This is a genomic window from Paenibacillus sp. ISL-20 (assembly GCF_018613005.1).
Lineage (GTDB): Bacteria > Bacillota > Bacilli > Paenibacillales > Paenibacillaceae > Paenibacillus_AQ.
This window is the reverse complement of the sequence record NZ_JAGGRD010000029.1, coordinates 1-15,565: the sequence shown is the minus strand read 5'-3', so window position 1 is coordinate 15,565 and position 15,565 is coordinate 1. Positions and strand designations below refer to the sequence as shown.

Annotated in this window: 12 protein-coding genes and 1 pseudogene; all 13 read left to right on the top strand. The window is 47.2% G+C overall.

What is annotated here, in order from left to right; translation table 11 throughout:
• Positions 1 to 6 precede the first annotated feature (6 nt).
• Positions 7 to 714, top strand: coding sequence for a hypothetical protein (locus tag J7E85_RS18255; protein ID WP_215160168.1), 708 nt, complete (start codon positions 7 to 9; stop codon positions 712 to 714).
• Complete coding sequence (locus J7E85_RS18250) at positions 711 to 1,580, top strand: CpaE/TadZ family protein (protein ID WP_215160166.1); 870 nt, start codon at positions 711 to 713, stop codon at positions 1,578 to 1,580. The genes J7E85_RS18255 and J7E85_RS18250 overlap by 4 nt, the downstream gene beginning before the upstream one ends.
• A complete protein-coding gene (locus tag J7E85_RS18245) occupies positions 1,567 to 3,477 on the top strand; it encodes an ATPase, T2SS/T4P/T4SS family (RefSeq protein ID WP_215160206.1) in 1,911 nt (636 codons plus the stop codon). The genes J7E85_RS18250 and J7E85_RS18245 overlap by 14 nt, the downstream gene beginning before the upstream one ends.
• Entirely contained in the window at positions 3,467 to 5,539 is a 2,073-nt protein-coding gene (locus J7E85_RS18240) for a hypothetical protein (RefSeq protein ID WP_215160164.1), read from the top strand. The genes J7E85_RS18245 and J7E85_RS18240 overlap by 11 nt, the downstream gene beginning before the upstream one ends.
• Positions 5,540 to 5,613: 74 nt before the next feature.
• Positions 5,614 to 6,072, top strand: a complete 459-nt coding sequence (locus J7E85_RS18235) for an ABC transporter permease (RefSeq protein WP_215160163.1) — start codon at positions 5,614 to 5,616, stop codon at positions 6,070 to 6,072.
• 24 nt (positions 6,073 to 6,096) lie between these two features.
• The gene (locus tag J7E85_RS18230) at positions 6,097 to 6,492 is read left to right on the top strand and encodes a hypothetical protein (protein WP_251035821.1); all 396 of its coding nucleotides are present in this window, start codon (positions 6,097 to 6,099) and stop codon (positions 6,490 to 6,492) included.
• Positions 6,493 to 6,497: 5 nt separating this feature from the next.
• The gene (locus J7E85_RS18225; protein ID WP_215160161.1) at positions 6,498 to 7,055 is read left to right on the top strand and encodes a hypothetical protein; all 558 of its coding nucleotides are present in this window, start codon (positions 6,498 to 6,500) and stop codon (positions 7,053 to 7,055) included.
• A 692-nt stretch (positions 7,056 to 7,747) separates the two neighbouring features.
• Positions 7,748 to 9,553: a group II intron reverse transcriptase/maturase gene (gene ltrA, locus J7E85_RS18220; RefSeq protein ID WP_215160159.1), complete on the top strand. Its 1,806-nt coding sequence runs from the start codon at positions 7,748 to 7,750 to the stop codon at positions 9,551 to 9,553.
• Positions 9,554 to 9,682: 129 nt separating this feature from the next.
• On the top strand, positions 9,683 to 10,630 hold the full coding sequence (locus tag J7E85_RS18215) for a hypothetical protein (RefSeq protein ID WP_483311326.1): 948 nt from the start codon (positions 9,683 to 9,685) through the stop codon (positions 10,628 to 10,630).
• A 122-nt stretch (positions 10,631 to 10,752) separates the two neighbouring features.
• Positions 10,753 to 12,306 (top strand): ABC-F family ATP-binding cassette domain-containing protein, encoded by a 1,554-nt coding sequence (locus J7E85_RS18210; RefSeq protein WP_076321167.1) that lies wholly within the window; start codon positions 10,753 to 10,755, stop codon positions 12,304 to 12,306.
• Positions 12,307 to 12,718: 412 nt separating this feature from the next.
• Entirely contained in the window at positions 12,719 to 13,528 is an 810-nt protein-coding gene (locus tag J7E85_RS18205; protein WP_215160156.1) for an aminoglycoside phosphotransferase family protein, read from the top strand.
• Between the two features lie 181 nt (positions 13,529 to 13,709).
• Entirely contained in the window at positions 13,710 to 14,783 is a 1,074-nt protein-coding gene (locus tag J7E85_RS18200) for a ThiF family adenylyltransferase (protein WP_251035823.1), read from the top strand.
• Between the two features lie 331 nt (positions 14,784 to 15,114).
• A pseudogene (locus tag J7E85_RS34095) lies at positions 15,115 to 15,565 on the top strand (hypothetical protein); the annotation flags it as partial.

Genomic DNA, 15,565 nt, shown 5'->3' with positions numbered 1-15,565 from the left:
ATCAAAGTGAAGACGTGGATATTTACAGGCATCTGTGATAAGAGCGACATGCTCCTCTATATGTGCAAAATATTAGCCAATGGAGACAACAGAGTACTGCTGGTGGATGGTGCTATTGATGCGAAGTACAAACATTGCATAGGCGTGATACATCCACAGCTGCCGGTTATGGAGTTTGCCGGATTCGATGTGGCAACCGGATTTGAGAACTATACGTCGCTGATGGACTATCTGGAGGAAACAGACGAGAAGAAATATGACTATATCGTCATGGACGTGGAGAAGACGGAATTCCTGGACAAGATGCAGTGGGATACAGCAGATGCCCATGTTTGGGTTAGCGGGTTCGAGGTAACAGGACTGCGTAAGAGTACAGCTTTGCTTGATGAACTGAGAGCTTCAAGAACTGATGATCCACTACCGCCTTTCCACCGGGTATATGTTCAGGTCATTGAAGATTTGATGGATGAAACCTACATTGAAGGCTATCTGGAAGACAGCCGGATTCAGTGGCTGGGTCCTCCCGTGAAAATGCCGTGGGATGAATTGTTTTTCGCTTTGAAAATAAAAAATGAACATGCAGGAAGATTGGGCATCAAGCCATTGTCCAGACAGTATAAACGATCGCTTACCGAACTTCTCCGCCTTTTAACGGAAATGGAGCAGCGGCATATTCGCCGGGCACTTCGGCAAGCAGGAAGGAGGCATGCATGAGTCTGATTGCTGTATGGAGTCCCTTGAAGAGCGGCAGTGGCAGTACGATGTTGGCCTCGAGCTTACCTATCGTGTTGGCGCTTGAATATCAGGTCAAAGTGCTGCTCGCCCATGGTGGACATGCAGGCGAACGAGTGGAGCAAGCCTTTACCTATAAACAGGAATCATTAGATTATATGACGGCATTTCAAGATACCGGAATGGATGCCTTGGAACGGCTTCATGCAAGCGGGCGACTGAGCCCAGAGAATGTACGCAATTATACCTTGCCGCTCCTGTCTGATCGGCTCGATCTTTTATGTGGGCCGAAACCCATATTTGCCGATGCTATACATGCCGCAAGAAATGCGGAGGACAGGAAACAGGCGGAACTTATGACCAGAGTTATGGAGTCCTCCAAGCGAAGTTACGACATCACGGTAGCCGATGCAGGAAATGGAGTTCCTGGTGCGGCAGATCGGGCGATACTTCAAGCGGCAGACTTAATCGTGGTTGGTTTGAATCAAAATTTACATATCCTGGAGAGTGCGATTGAACAGGAGAGGTTGCCCGCAGAAATGAGTGACAAGGCATGCTTGTATATCGTCGGGAAATATGACCGGGATAGCCATTGTACACTGCAAAATATCAAGCGCCGCTTTGGCATCAAGACGACGGTACTTGGTGTTCCGTATTGTTCCGGGATGACGGATGCATGGAATATGCGCTCAGTTATGCCCTACATGCAGCGAAGCCGGGGAGGAGCTGACCTGAAACGCATGAGCTCACTGTATAATGCGGTTCGTAATCTGGCGGATGCCGTGGCTGAACACCTTGGTCTTCCTGCTAGCGGTTCGAAACTGGGAGGCCTGCATGCTCTTGGGTAATTCCTTGAATACGATATGGATCATCGTCATGATTTTGTTTGTATTGCTATTTGTATATCTGCGTTATTTGGATACCCGAAAACCGGCGGCTACGATGTCGCGGGGATCGGATCCCTATTCTCTTGAAGCTATGACTGCGTTTGTTAAAGAAAGCCTCCATCAGCTGACGCACAGCCAGTTGTCTGATTTAGGGCTGCACGAAGAGGAGTATCGCCGCAGGCTGAACAAGCGAAGCGAATTGAGAAGTGCCCTCAAGGGCTGCGTTTCCGGAGATGTGCTGGATAAGGCGTATGTAAAGGATTTTTTAAAGCAGCTCCTGGTAAGAGACCTAGGTTTGAACGAGTCCAACATTCATGCAGCCATTCCGTTCGAAAATCAGACCGAGTTAACAGCCCAGGATCAATTCGAGATCATATTATACCTGTATAAGCAGAGGCACGGAGAGGATGCTCTATCCGTACTTCTTGAGACGTATGATCTTGCAGAGCCGCGCGTGATTCCAGGTTATGGAGAGGGCAGCGTCTATGCGGTTACCGCGGAGGACATCGCATATATCTATGAGTCAGAGCAGCGTCCGCTCTTGTTTCCGGAGAAGCTTGACATCGTCGTCCAGCGCATTTATCAGCAGTACAAAGGCTTTTCCGTTGTGGATGAAATCAGGGATCAACGGATCGACGGGATCAGTGGCGGCGTTAGTGGCATTCCTGTTAATCGTGACAGCGGACAGGATATTTTTCACTCCCAGGATGAGTTCTTGGGACTAAGTTTTTCGCATACCGAATCGCCTGCAACAGGCTGTGAGAGTGTGTGGATTTTTTATCGAGGGGTGTCGCTCCATCTAGCTTTTTTATCATTTGGTTCGATGTTGGAACTTAAGAGGGTTTGTCAAAACATATACAAATACAACCATCCTGGGCAGCTTTCGGAAGCCAGCGGTTATAAAGTGAATGAGATGAAGGATGGCTCCAGGGTCGTTGTGGTCCGGCCCCCATTTGCCGAGTCTTGGGCGTTCTTTGTCCGCAAGTTTGATCTGCCCAAGGCTTCGCTGGATCAGTTAATTACGGGAAACGGCTCGGAATTGGTGATCGGTTTGTTGAGGTATTTAATGAAAGGCAGCCGGATTACGGCAATCACCGGTGCTCAGGGTTCCGGAAAAACAACGCTGCTCATGGCGATGGTGGGTCATATTTATGCGTCTTATACTCTTCGGGTTCAGGAGATGGCCTTTGAGCTGCATTTAAGGAAAATCTACAGCCGCAGGAATATTCTCAGCTTCAGGGAAACCGAGCATATTAGTGGGCAGGCAGGTCTGGATCTGCAGAAGAAAACGGACGGTACCGTTAATATTCTTGGTGAGGTTGCCAGTGACGAGGTAGCGTCATGGATGATACAGATGTCTCAAGTGGCAAGTTTGTTTACCGTGTTTACCCATCATGCCAAGACATTCAAAGACCTTGTACAATCCTTGCGCAACTCCTTGCTCAAGAGCGGCGTTTTCAGGCAAGAGCATATTGCTGAGCAGCAGGTGGTCAGCGTGATCAACTTTGATATTCATCTTAGAAGAGACGCTTACGGTAACCGTTACATAGAGCGTATTACCGAGTGCATCCCGGTTGAGAAGGGATCCCTGCCACCATTTGAGGGAACTTCAGAAAACCGCTGGAAGAGCAGCATGGAGGAGTATTTTCAGCTAAGTGCAGAACATATGCGGAGAGTGAACGAAGTAAGTTATTTCGTATCCCGTAATGTGATTGAACACCGGGACGGTGCCTATATCGCTGCCGCCAAGTTATCCGAAAGCAGTGTTCGTGAAATGACGGAGCAGATGCATCCGGAAGATGCTGAAGAATTCAGAGTGTTTCTGGCTTCGGGTTGGGGGGAACAAAGTGACCTCTAAAGATGTGTTAATACTGATTTTGATCATATCTCTGGCACTGTTTTCCATCACATTCGGTATCATGTCGTGGATGAACAGGAGACGAGGGTATCGTGAGGTAACTTCCGTCAAGGTGGATGCGGGCGAGGTAAGATCATTGCGGGGGAGGTACCGGCAATGGTTTCAATTGGCCTATATGTATGGGATGAAGCTCCCGCTAATCAAAGCCTATCTTAAACGGATCAGACAGCGGATCGCGATCATGCATCCGTACGACGAAATATCACTCCGGTTTGAAACAGTGAGACTAGCCTTCGCGATTACTGGCACGATCGGGTTAACCGCCATGCTACTTATATGGAGTCATCCGGACCTGGGGTTTATTATCATTGTTATTCTCGCAGCAGCGGTTATTAACAATATGCTCGTTGAGATGTTCATTAACCGACTGGAACGAAAAATACTTATCCAATCGGTTGAATTGTTCTCCTCTGTCCGCCATCACTATCAGCAGCATGGAATGGTAGAGGAAGCTTTGTACGAGGGGGCGGAGACTTCTGGGCATGAAATCTCTATGCATGCCCATCGGATCTACAATGCCTTGGTATCAAACGATCCTGATGACGAATTGGAGAGGTATTATGAGGTAGCACCGAACCGATATCTTAAAGCATTTGCCGGTATTTCACATCTGGTCATGGAGTTTGGCGATCATGCAAGAAAACAAGGCTCTATCTATCTGCATGGACTAAGCGGATTGACCAAGGAGATCCAATTGGAAATATTGCGCAGAGACAAGCTGGATTATTTAATGAAGGGCTTGAATGTGATTGCGTTGGCTCCGGTCTTTTTCACCAAACCGATTGAACGATGGGCCAGAAGCAGTTTTCCATCGATGGATGAGTTTTATATGAGCAAGCTTGGGTTTGTGACCAAGATATCAATTTATGTCATTATTTTCATTTCTTATATCTTGCTTCAGAAGCTCCAGCAAAATCGAGAAACGGATTACCGCGCAGAGGTTCAAAAGATGACCTTGGAAGAAAGGATGTACCGAATTCCTGTTATGCGCTGGCTTGTGAAGGTGATGGCTCCGACACCTGGTACGGTGAAATATGACAGGCAGATGCGGTTACTAAAGGAAAGCAACGCGAGAATCAAGTTCGAATGGCTATATATCAGAAGGGTGACGTTCTTCCTCCTGGCTTTCTTTCTATCGTTATCGCTGGCAGCAGGCCTGCATGTGCAGGCAAAACATCATCTGCTGTATGTCCCCGTTTCCCTGAACCATTCCCTGTTCGGCCAGATGAATGAGATCGAGCGTCGGCAGGCAGAAGAAACGGTCGAGCGTGATCGCCTGCTAATGGAACAATTGCGTATGTCGCCGGATGTAACCGGTGATCAGATCAAACAAATGGTCAGTGAGACAGACCCTACTCTATTGACCAAGGAACAAGTTGAGATCACAACTGATCGAATTATGACCAAGCTGCAGCGCTATGATAGCGAATATTTGAAATGGTGGGAGTTGCTCCTATCCTTTCTGGCAGGTATGGCTGCATATGCGGCGCCATTATGGCTGCTGCATTTTCACCGGAAAGTACGCAATATGGAAATGCGGCATGAAATTTATCAATTTCAGACGGTCATATCCATACTGCGTGGAATGGAGCGCATCTCGGTTGAGGGCATATTAGAATGGCTTAATCGGTTTGCCGTTATTTTTAAGATTCCCATTCAAAAAAGCTTGCTTCATTACGAACATGGCGCACAGTTGGCATTGCTGGAATTGAAGGAAGACGTCTGGTTTCCTGAATTTCAGCGGCTGGTGGACAAGCTGCTGCTTGCGGTAGATAAAGTACCGATCAAGGATGTTTTTGATGATCTCGATGGAGAAATGATATTCAGTTTCGAGCAGCGCAAGCAGGAGTATGAAGCGATGATCGACACGAAGGCCGCATGGGGGCGAATGATCGGTTTTACTCCGATGTATGCGCTGATTTTTATGTATCTTGTCATCCCGTTAATCGGCATGAGTTTCTCCCAGATGGAGACGTACTATGAGCAAATTCAACGATTATAACGCTACGAAGATGGGTCAACTGGAATAACGATTAATAGAATCAAAAAATAATTGAGAGAATGAGGGAGATTCCAATGAATAATGCATCATCCGCTTTAAAGGTTGCAGCAGGTATATTTCTGACCATTGCACTGATTACCATTGTTGTTATTTTGTTTATCTCGGCGCAGGAGGCAACCAAAACCGCTCAAAATAACTTTTCAGATATTCAGACAGAGCTATCCCAGGCAGCATTTACCGTGTATGACGGAACAACCATCAGCGGTTCTCAGGTGACAAATGCACTGCGCAAATACAAGGACAAGGATCAATTTGGCGTTTTCATAGCAACAGGGAAAAATAAAGCAGGGCAATGGTACGGCAATGTGTTGGAGAAGGACGGTTCGATTCCCAATCCGGATTCAAGACAAGGGAATATCGATTTCGTCATGGATGAGAAAAGCCCAGAGTACGTCAATCCAAGCGGGAAATTTAAGGCTACTATCGTTAAGGATGATTCCAACGTGATCAGAGGCATCAAGTTCGATCAATAGTTATGAATAGAAAGGTGACTTGCCTTGCGTGAACAAACGATAAGCGCGCTTGAATTGGCAGCAGGGGTGGCAGTATTTCTTGGCGCAGCCCTGTATGCATTCCATATTCAGACGATGGTCGATGGCGGTATATCAGCAGCAGGTAAAATGACTCAGGAGCAGCATGCCGGTGTGGTCACCGTAGAGATGACGAACGAGAGTAGGAAGCTCATTTATAAGGGAAGCGAAGTATTATTCACGCTGCGAGAGGTTCAAGCTGGCGGCTTCAATATGTATGTGGATGGAGCACTATTCCGATCAGGAAGTAATCCGGAGGAGCTGGATCTTTCGATCATTGATATGAACGCCCGTTATGCTACGGAGTACGTTCGGAGAATCAATGGATATGTGGAGAGCATCCAGTTTGTTAAAGTGAGGTAACAACAATGTCAAACTCGGTTTCGAAATGGTTTGCTGCCTTTCTGGCACTTCTTCTGCTGTACTTGGTTCCTGCAGGCGAGATGGCCAGAAGACAGGATGATCTGTCACGACTCGTTGTTTATCAATCCGTCACTAAATTCGTGGACAGTGTTCGTACGAAGGGGTATATTACTCCAATCATGTACAATGACTTCCTGCAAGAGCTGGCAGCCACCGGGAACATTTACAATGTGGAGATGGAACATCATCACAAGAAGTACCACCCGGAATATGCGGATCCTTCAGATCCTGGTACATTTCTGAACCGTTATTCCGTCGTATACGATGCTTACTATCAGGAAGATGTTATGGGATATTTGTTCCCGGAGTCGAATGTTGATAAACACGATGATAGACGCCGATACCGCTTAACGGCCGGAGATCACTTCCAGGTAAGTGTCAGTTCTCTGAATCAAACACCCGGACTGATGATGTTCGATGCGCTGACCGGATCAAATTCAGGTGGAAAAGCAGCAATCGCATTCCCTTACGGAGGCTTGGTTCTGAATGAAGATTACGTGTGACTTGTTCTGCTATAACCGCCTTGAGCGGGAAATGCAGGGACTTATCTACTAAGTCCAACTCTATGGTCGAGAATTGGAATGACGGAGCCATGTTTCCTGAAACAATTCCATTAATCTCCTGCGTGCGTGACATGGGCAGCATGTCAGGTACGAAGCACAGGTGAAGTCGGCAGAAGGAAGGCTAAAGCCACTCCAAGAGAAGGTATGCCTACTGATATGCCGGATGGCTGAAAAGCTAACTATGGTGAGAATGATCAAGGGATCTGACGAATCTCTGAATGTACGGGTCTAAATTCATAGCATATGGAAACATATGTCCTGATACTACTCAGGGTGGATAGCGTAAAGTACAACTGTAGTCTAGGAAATACGCTATATCGAACTAAGGCGATATCAAGTCCACAGGCTCAAAGGAGACACCTACGGTTAAGCATGGATAGCTAGCCCTTAGGGTACAAGGAAAGCAAGGGACGTCGCATTACGGGACTGCCATCCCAGACGGTTACTATAAGGTCAGTATAACGACTGAAATGTATTAATCCTTGTGAGAGTAGAGGCACGACTGATGAAGTATCTGTAATGGATATGGAGGAACAGCCTCGAGTCTTTCTAGATTAAGATCAATCTTTCCAAAAAGTGAATTGCACCGATCTGGTAAGAATGTGGGTCTCCATCAAGGAGGTGAAACCACAGTGCAAGCTCTGCGTTACTGGGACTACTATGACATGACGAACACTTTTACTGAGTTGTACGAAAATGCCCGAAAAAAGATATGCTTCCATAACTTATACGACCTAATTACCACAAAGCAGAACATTCTGCTGGCATATAGGACAATAAAGTCCAACAAAGGGTCGCGTACACCAGGCACAGATGGCAAAACAATTGAAGACCTAAAAACACTAACGGAAGAAGAAATTGTGGAGCAAATAAGTTGTAAACTCTCGAATTACCAGCCTAGAAAGGTGAGACGAGTCCATATCCCTAAACCCAATGGCAAGAAAAGGCCATTAGGTATCCCATGTATAGAGGATAGGATTATCCAACAGTGCTTTAAACAAATCCTTGAGCCTATCGCAGAAGCATACTTCTACCGACACAGCTATGGCTTCAGACCAATCAGATCAACACACAATGCCATAGCGAGAATTCAACACCTAGTGAACACGGCTGGCTTACACTACGTGGTCGATGTAGATATTCAAGGCTTCTTTGACAACGTTAACCATACGCTGCTCATCAAACAGCTTTGGAATATGGGGATCAGAGATAAAAGGGTACTACGAATAATCAGCAAAATGCTGAAAGCGGAAATCGAAGGGGAAGGCATTCCAAGCAAAGGTACGCCACAGGGTGGTATCCTATCACCACTCCTTTCGAACATAGTCTTAAATGACTTAGATCAATGGGTCTCAGGACAATGGGAAACCTTCGTAACGAATATCACTTACGCAGGAAAATACCATAGAAACAGGGCGCTAAAGAAAACTAACCTTAAAGAAGGTTACATCGTCCGTTATGCAGATGACTTCAAAATTCTAAGTCGAGATTGGAAAACCGCACAAAAGTGGTACCACGCTGTTAGGCTATATCTCAAGGGTCGGCTCAAACTCGATATCTCACCCGAGAAATCCCAAGTAGTTAATCTTAGGAAAAGAAAATCGGAATTCTTAGGTTTTACTATATGGGCAGAAAAGAAAGGTAAACGAAGAGTTGCGTATACGGGGATCAGCGACAAGAAGAAAAAACAAATCAAAAATGATGCAAAAACACGCATCATGGCATTACACAAGAAACCCGTTACTCAAAACGCTCTTCTTTACAACAGCTTCGTCCTTGGGGTGCACAACTATTTTTCAAAAGCAACACACGTTAGTGTTGAGTTCTCACGTCTTGCCTATGATCTAAAAGCATTCACTTACAATCGTCTAAAATCAGTCGGGAAATACCAATACCCAGGAATTCCACCTCCGACTTATAAAAAGTTCTATAAAAGCAACTACAGAACTTTCAAAGTTTGTGGAGTCCTTCTCTTCCCACTCAGGGATGTAAAAACGGTGAACAACCTCAACTTTCAACAAGGTCTAAATCCGTTTACACCCGGTGGTCGAGCAATCCTAATAAAAGAACTGAACCCGGACATTCGTGCTGAGATATCCAAACTTCTGAAATCCAAGATACCATACCGAACAGTTGAGTACATGGACAACAGACTGAGTAGATACAGCATGAGGGCAGGGAAATGCGAAATAACAGGTATTTTTCTATTCGCTGATGAGGTGCACTGCCACCATTATCTCCCCCTACATTTAGGAGGGTCTGACAGCTATAGTAACCTGCGTATCTTGCATAAAAACATTCACATGATTGTTCATGCGAGTAAACCTGAGACGATTGTTAAGCTCATGTCCAAATTCGATTTCGACGACACAATGATCCAGAAAATCGAACAGTACCGTAAAATGAGTAACTTGGAACCTATTGATAATCTAATCTAGAAAGATGGAGCGCCGTGTGCGATGAAAGTCGCACGCACGGTGCGGAGAAGGGGAAAAGGAGGTGATCGTATCAAATCCTTACCTATTTCTATTGATCTTGCCATCGTATTCACTGCCGTGTTTTTCCCCATGTTTATCATCCTGAGCATGCGTGCCGAGAGTCTGGAGGATGTCCGGTACGTAGAGATGAAATATTCGGCTGCGCTGCGCGCAGCCGTCCAAGACGGTGGGGTGATGCTGAACGATAATGAGACCCAGGACAAAGAGTCGGCATATGATTCTTTGAAATTTATGCGTGCGGACAAAGAGCGAGCGCTGGAGTCCTTTTCCCGGACGCTGTACATCAATATGGGGATCGCGGATGATCCAGCTGCGCAAACTGCCCTGTGGTGGTATATTCCTGCTATCGTTGTGCTGGATTATGACGGGTATTATATGTATGTTTCGCAAACCTTCACCAACGCGTATGGGGAGGGGCTCATGGAGCACAGATGGACACCCAAAATTCCTTATGCCTGGAATGATGGCAGGGGCAACAGCATCCAGTTTACATTGGATTCCTTCGTTCAGGTATATGAATCAGGTGGAGGCTCCTCCATCTGGCACTCTGGCTTTCGGCAAGATCTGACTGGCAGGACGGGTGTAGCTTTGCTGGAAGAGAAGGATAGGTTTGAACAAGTCAGGCGGATCACGATTGTGAATACCGTTCAAGATCATCTTGCTTATTACATACAGCGGCATAACCAAGCGGCGCTCCGAAACGGAGTATCCTATATGTTCGCGCTTCCGTTGATATCCCAGGAAGAGTGGGTGAATACGATTGATGATATCGGTATGATGGCGTTTATTCAAGGTATTCCCCTGGGCGATCAGTATTATAATAACTATGCCCTTGGAGGCGGCAGACTCGTTAAAGCTCCGGTCTATTTCGGAGGCGTGGATAGCAGGGGACTCAAATATTATTATCGTGATGTCTGCCAATACAACTATCGCGTGGAAGAAGTGTTTCCGAGTGCCAAGGAGGCAGCGGCAGCCGGTTATCAGGAGAAAAGCTGTTCTAATCCCGGTGTTCTATAATCTCTGAAAGTTATGGTTTCTGCCGGACTCCAGGATGTGATACAATAAACTCTTGACTGTGTATATTTCGCTAAATTAACATGAAATAAGTTCATTTTATACAGACAGGAGTTACTATAGCCATGAGTTTATTGACTGTAGAGAACGTATCACATAATTTCGGGGAACGTACTCTATTTAAGAATGTATCCTTTCGTTTGTTGGCCGGCGAACATGTTGGTTTGGTTGGAGCAAACGGCGTAGGCAAATCAACACTAATGAATATTTTGACCGGGCAGCTGTTAAAAGACAGCGGCAAGGTGGAGTGGACACCGAAGATCCGGTACGGATACCTGGATCAGCACACCAAGCTGACACCTGGCAAAACGGTTCGTGATGTGTTGAAGGATGCCTTTCTGCCTCTGCTGGAGCTGGAAAAAGAAATGATGGAGATCACCAATAAGATGAGTGATGCTTCTCCTGAAGAGTTGGAGCTGCTGCTCGAACAAATGGGTGAAATTCAGGAGCAGCTGGATATCGGGGATTTCTACATGTTGGACGTAAAGGTTGAAGAGATGGCGAATGGTCTTGGGTTATCCGTCATTGGCTTGGATCGCGATGTAGCAACATTAAGCGGGGGACAGCGTACCAAAGTATTGCTTGCAAAACTTCTTCTGGAAAAGCCAAATGTATTGTTGTTGGACGAGCCCACCAACTATCTGGATGTTGAGCATATTGATTGGCTCACTCAATATTTGAAGCAATACCCATATGCTTTCATTTTGATATCCCATGATACGGAATTTATGAACCAGGTGGTGGATGTGATCTATCATTTGGAATTTGCGAAATTAACTCGCTATACAGCAAACTACGAGAAGTTCCTGGAAATGGCCGATATCAATAAGAACCAGCATATTGATGCTTACGAGAAGCAGCAGGAATTCATCAAGAAACAGGAAGACTTCATTCAGCGGAACAAGGCCCGTTACTCCACTTCTGGCCGAGCGAAGAGCCGGGAGAAGCAGCTGGATCGTATGGAGCGGATTGACCGCCCGGAGGAAGCGGCTAAACCTGTGTTTAACTTCAAGGAATCCCGTGCTAGTGGTAAAACGGTATTCGAGGGGATCGACTTTGAGATCGGATACGATCGACCATTGCTCCCCAAAATGAATATCCTGATCGAGCGAGGAGAGAAAATTGCCATTGTTGGCTGTAATGGCGTAGGTAAATCAACGCTGCTGAAGACCATATTAGGCAAAATCCCGGCGCTCTCCGGGAAGACGTATCAAGGGGATTTCCTGGTGCCTGCTTATTTTGAGCAGGAAGTACGTCCAGGGAATATTACGCCGATTGATGATGTGTGGAACGAATTCTCACATTTGAACCAGCACGAGGTTCGTGCAGCGCTTGCTCGCTGTGGGCTCAAAAACGAGCATATTACCCGTCCATTGAAGGCACTTAGCGGCGGAGAGCAAGCCAAGGTCCGCCTGTGTAAACTTCTGATGCGCGAAAGCAACTGGATTCTGTTTGACGAACCGACGAACCACCTTGATGTTGTGGCTAAGGAAGAATTAAGACGTGCTTTGAAAGAATATAAAGGCACAATCCTGCTGGTTTCCCACGAACCTGAGTTTTATGAGGATTGGGTGACCAAGATCTGGAACGTCGAAGACTGGTCCAACCAGAATTCCTGATTCATATCAGGATCACAATCCTGCTCTCTGCCAGGATATATGAAACTTTGATTATCATAAATTTATTAGTATTCCATAAGGAGGATGGGCAGATTGCTGCCTGTCCTCCTTATGTATATCCGCAGAATGGGGCGTACGGTTACGTTTATTGGTTTTATGTTTTATGCTATATCGTATATATCGTATATATCGTATATCGTATATCGTTCGTATATCGTATGGTATATGCCTTATGTTTTATGTTTTATGGTATAAGTGCATTTATGATATGCTAGAAACAACCTGAAATGAACGGAGGGGATGTTGATGGACGACATGGACTTATCCATCGGGGCATCATTATATGAAGGGGATTCGCATCCATAGCCCCATGAACCCGTGTAATTCCCTTCTGAAAGGGAGTCGTACTAAAATGAATTCGGAAAATAACTTAAATCAGGGAGAAGACGTTATGCTCTCTCCTGAAAAGTCGGTTGTACGGCGGGGCCAGATTGTGTACCGCCCAGCCGGAGCTTGGACTCCGGCTGTACACTCTTTGTTGAGGCATCTGAGGCAATCAGGGTTTACATCGATTCCGGATATTATAGGCTCAGGATGTAATGAGAAAGGCCAAGAGATGTTAAGTTATATCGAAGGCGAATTTGTTCATCCCGGACCATGGAGCGACAAAGGCATCATCGAAGTAGGACAATTATTGCGGCAGCTTCATGACGCTTCGGCTACATTTAAACTGCAACCCGGGCTTGTCTGGAAGCCGTGGTTCCTGCGTAAACTGGGTGACACCAGGGTTGTGTACAGCCATGGTGATATTGCACCTTGGAATATGGTTACCCGTGATGGGATGCCGATTGCATTAATTGACTGGGAATATGCCGGCCCCGTACATCCGTTTGTTGAACTAGCCCGCGTATGTTGGCTATTTCCGCAGCTGCATGATGATGATGTAGCTGAAAGAGTTGGTTTGCCAAATGCAGAGGTTCGTGCCAGGCAGCTCCGTCTTTTGGTTGACGCATATGGCCTCGATCCAACTAGCAGGGCCACCCTCTTTGAGATGATCGTTGAGGTGGTCGTTCGGGAAACGGCAGAGGAAGCGATCGAGTTGCAGGTCACGCCGGAAACGGAAGGCCTTCTATGGGGGATTGCCTGGAGGGCGCGGAGTGCGGCCTGGATTCTGCGTCATCGCGGTATACTGGAGAAGGCGCTAAATGCTAGGTTGTATTAGGTTGCATAGTTAAACTGCCCATCCTCTTCGTGGGATGGGTATTTTCAATCAAGGGTCGTCGTCAAAAAAACTTCGTAAACGTCATCTTTTGTTAGAAGATTTGCAGATATTGATCGGAGGAAAATTCATGTCTGGTTTAAGCGATAACAGGGAGGAAGTAAATCGTACACAGCCTCTCTACATGGCAGCCTCGGAGTCCCCGGACCGTGATGTAACAATGAATAAGGAACGAGAGGATCGGTATTCTAGGCAAGAGCGCTTTACGCCATTTGGAAAAGAAGGCCAGCTCCGCCTCCGGGACAGTCACGTGCTCGTTCTTGGTGCTGGGGCGCTGGGAAGCGCTATAGCGGAAACTTTGGTTCGCGCAGGTGTCGGGCATGTAACGATCGTGGATCGGGATTATGTGGAATGGAGCAATCTGCAGCGTCAGCAGCTGTTTATCGAACAGGATGCGATCGATCGATTACCGAAGGCCGTAGCAGCGGCTAAACGGTTATCCGAAATTAATTCGGATGGTATCGTGGATGGTGTCGTTATGGATGTACGTGCCCAGGAACTGTCGGTACTCTGTCAAGGCGTTGATTTGATGATGGATGCTACCGATAATTTCGGGACCCGGCTGATCCTGAACGACATCGGTTTTAAGCATGGAATCCCGTGGATTTACGGAGGCTGCGTCGGAAGCTCAGGAATGAGTTACACATTCTTGCCGGGAGAGACGCCATGCTTGAACTGTCTGCTTGGAACGATTCCCTTGGGTGGTGACACCTGCGACATTAACGGAATTCTTCCGCAAGCGGTACAGATGGTCGTTGCCCATCAAACGATGGAAGCGATGAAGCTTTTGTCAGGAAACCGACATGCTCTTAGAAAAAAGATGCTGTCTTTTGATTTATGGCGTAATGAACGGGTGGAGTTTGGCGTGGACCGAGCCAAAAAATCGGACTGCCCCACATGCGGTGAGCATCCGAAATATCCTTACTTGACGGCTGAACATGCTGATAAAAGCGAAGTGTTGTGCGGAAGGGATACGGTACAAATCAGGCCAGCCAGACCGCTGCAGCTTCAACTGGATGAAATGGCCGATCGATTGAACAGGCTTCATCAAGGAAAAGCAACCGTGACGCCGTATATGATCATCTATCAGGTGAATCCACATCGTTTGGTTATATTCCGGGACGGCAGAACCCTGGTACATGGCACATCGGATATCGCCAAGGCCAGGTCGCTGTACAATCAATACGTTGGTGGTTAATTACAAGGACAAGAGCAAAAGTGTTCCATCAATAATCGTGAACGCACAAAAGGAGTGGGCCTCACAGGCCCACTCCTTTTCATGGTACGCCCAGCATGGGCGTCATCTCTAGGGTGAAAGTCCCGAACGGGGGCTGGCGAGCGCCTACCGTTAGCCAAGGGCAAGGGCGTCCGTCGCGAGGCGGAATCTGAAGGAAGCCGGAGGCAAAAGCACGGGTCAAGGTACACGAACTGGATTTGAGGCAGGGATCGCCGGATGAGTGCCCATACACAACGAAATCCGAAGCGGCCAAGGGCGATCACTGTAGACTCCAGTGGCCGCGGGCGGAAAGTTGACGTTCTTATCTGGGGAGGCCTGCGGGAGAAAAAAAGCGAAGTCACTTCGTAACCGTAACCGAGAGGTAACGCTGAACCCGCAGGAGTCATCAGAGGCCATAGTACGGGAGTACGGGACGCCGGAAACCGGAAGGGCCGAACCGAAAGGAGAGAGGAAACCGATGCGTTCGAGTGAAGAGCAGAGACAGCCGAATATCCCGAAAGGGAACTGCCAGCAAAGAGAAGCGGTGAAGCCGCGAGGGTATGCTGGAGTGCCGAGCCCTTCGCCGGCACAAGTCGCCCCTTCCTCTCGCGAAGACCAGAACGATCTGCTGGAGCGAATGTTCGAAGGAAACAACCTACGGCTCGCTTACAAACGGGTGGTCCAGAACGGCGGAGCACCTGGTGTGGACGGAGTAACGGATGGATCGCTTTCTCCAGCAAGCTCTTCTACAAGTGATGAATCCG

Bases quoted from the DNA above. Each gene is read 5' to 3' on its own strand.
- J7E85_RS18250 (WP_215160166.1), top strand. From the start codon at position 711: ATGAGTCTGATTGCTGTATGGAGTCCCTTGAAGAGCGGCAGTGGCAGT.
- J7E85_RS18245 (WP_215160206.1), top strand. From the start codon at position 1,567: ATGCTCTTGGGTAATTCCTTGAATACGATATGGATCATCGTCATGATT.
- J7E85_RS18235 (WP_215160163.1), top strand. From the start codon at position 5,614: ATGAATAATGCATCATCCGCTTTAAAGGTTGCAGCAGGTATATTTCTG.
- J7E85_RS18225 (WP_215160161.1), top strand. From the start codon at position 6,498: ATGTCAAACTCGGTTTCGAAATGGTTTGCTGCCTTTCTGGCACTTCTT.
- J7E85_RS18215 (WP_483311326.1), top strand. From the start codon at position 9,683: ATGTTTATCATCCTGAGCATGCGTGCCGAGAGTCTGGAGGATGTCCGG.
- J7E85_RS18210 (WP_076321167.1), top strand. From the start codon at position 10,753: ATGAGTTTATTGACTGTAGAGAACGTATCACATAATTTCGGGGAACGT.
- J7E85_RS18205 (WP_215160156.1), top strand. From the start codon at position 12,719: ATGAATTCGGAAAATAACTTAAATCAGGGAGAAGACGTTATGCTCTCT.
- J7E85_RS18200 (WP_251035823.1), top strand. From the start codon at position 13,710: ATGGCAGCCTCGGAGTCCCCGGACCGTGATGTAACAATGAATAAGGAA.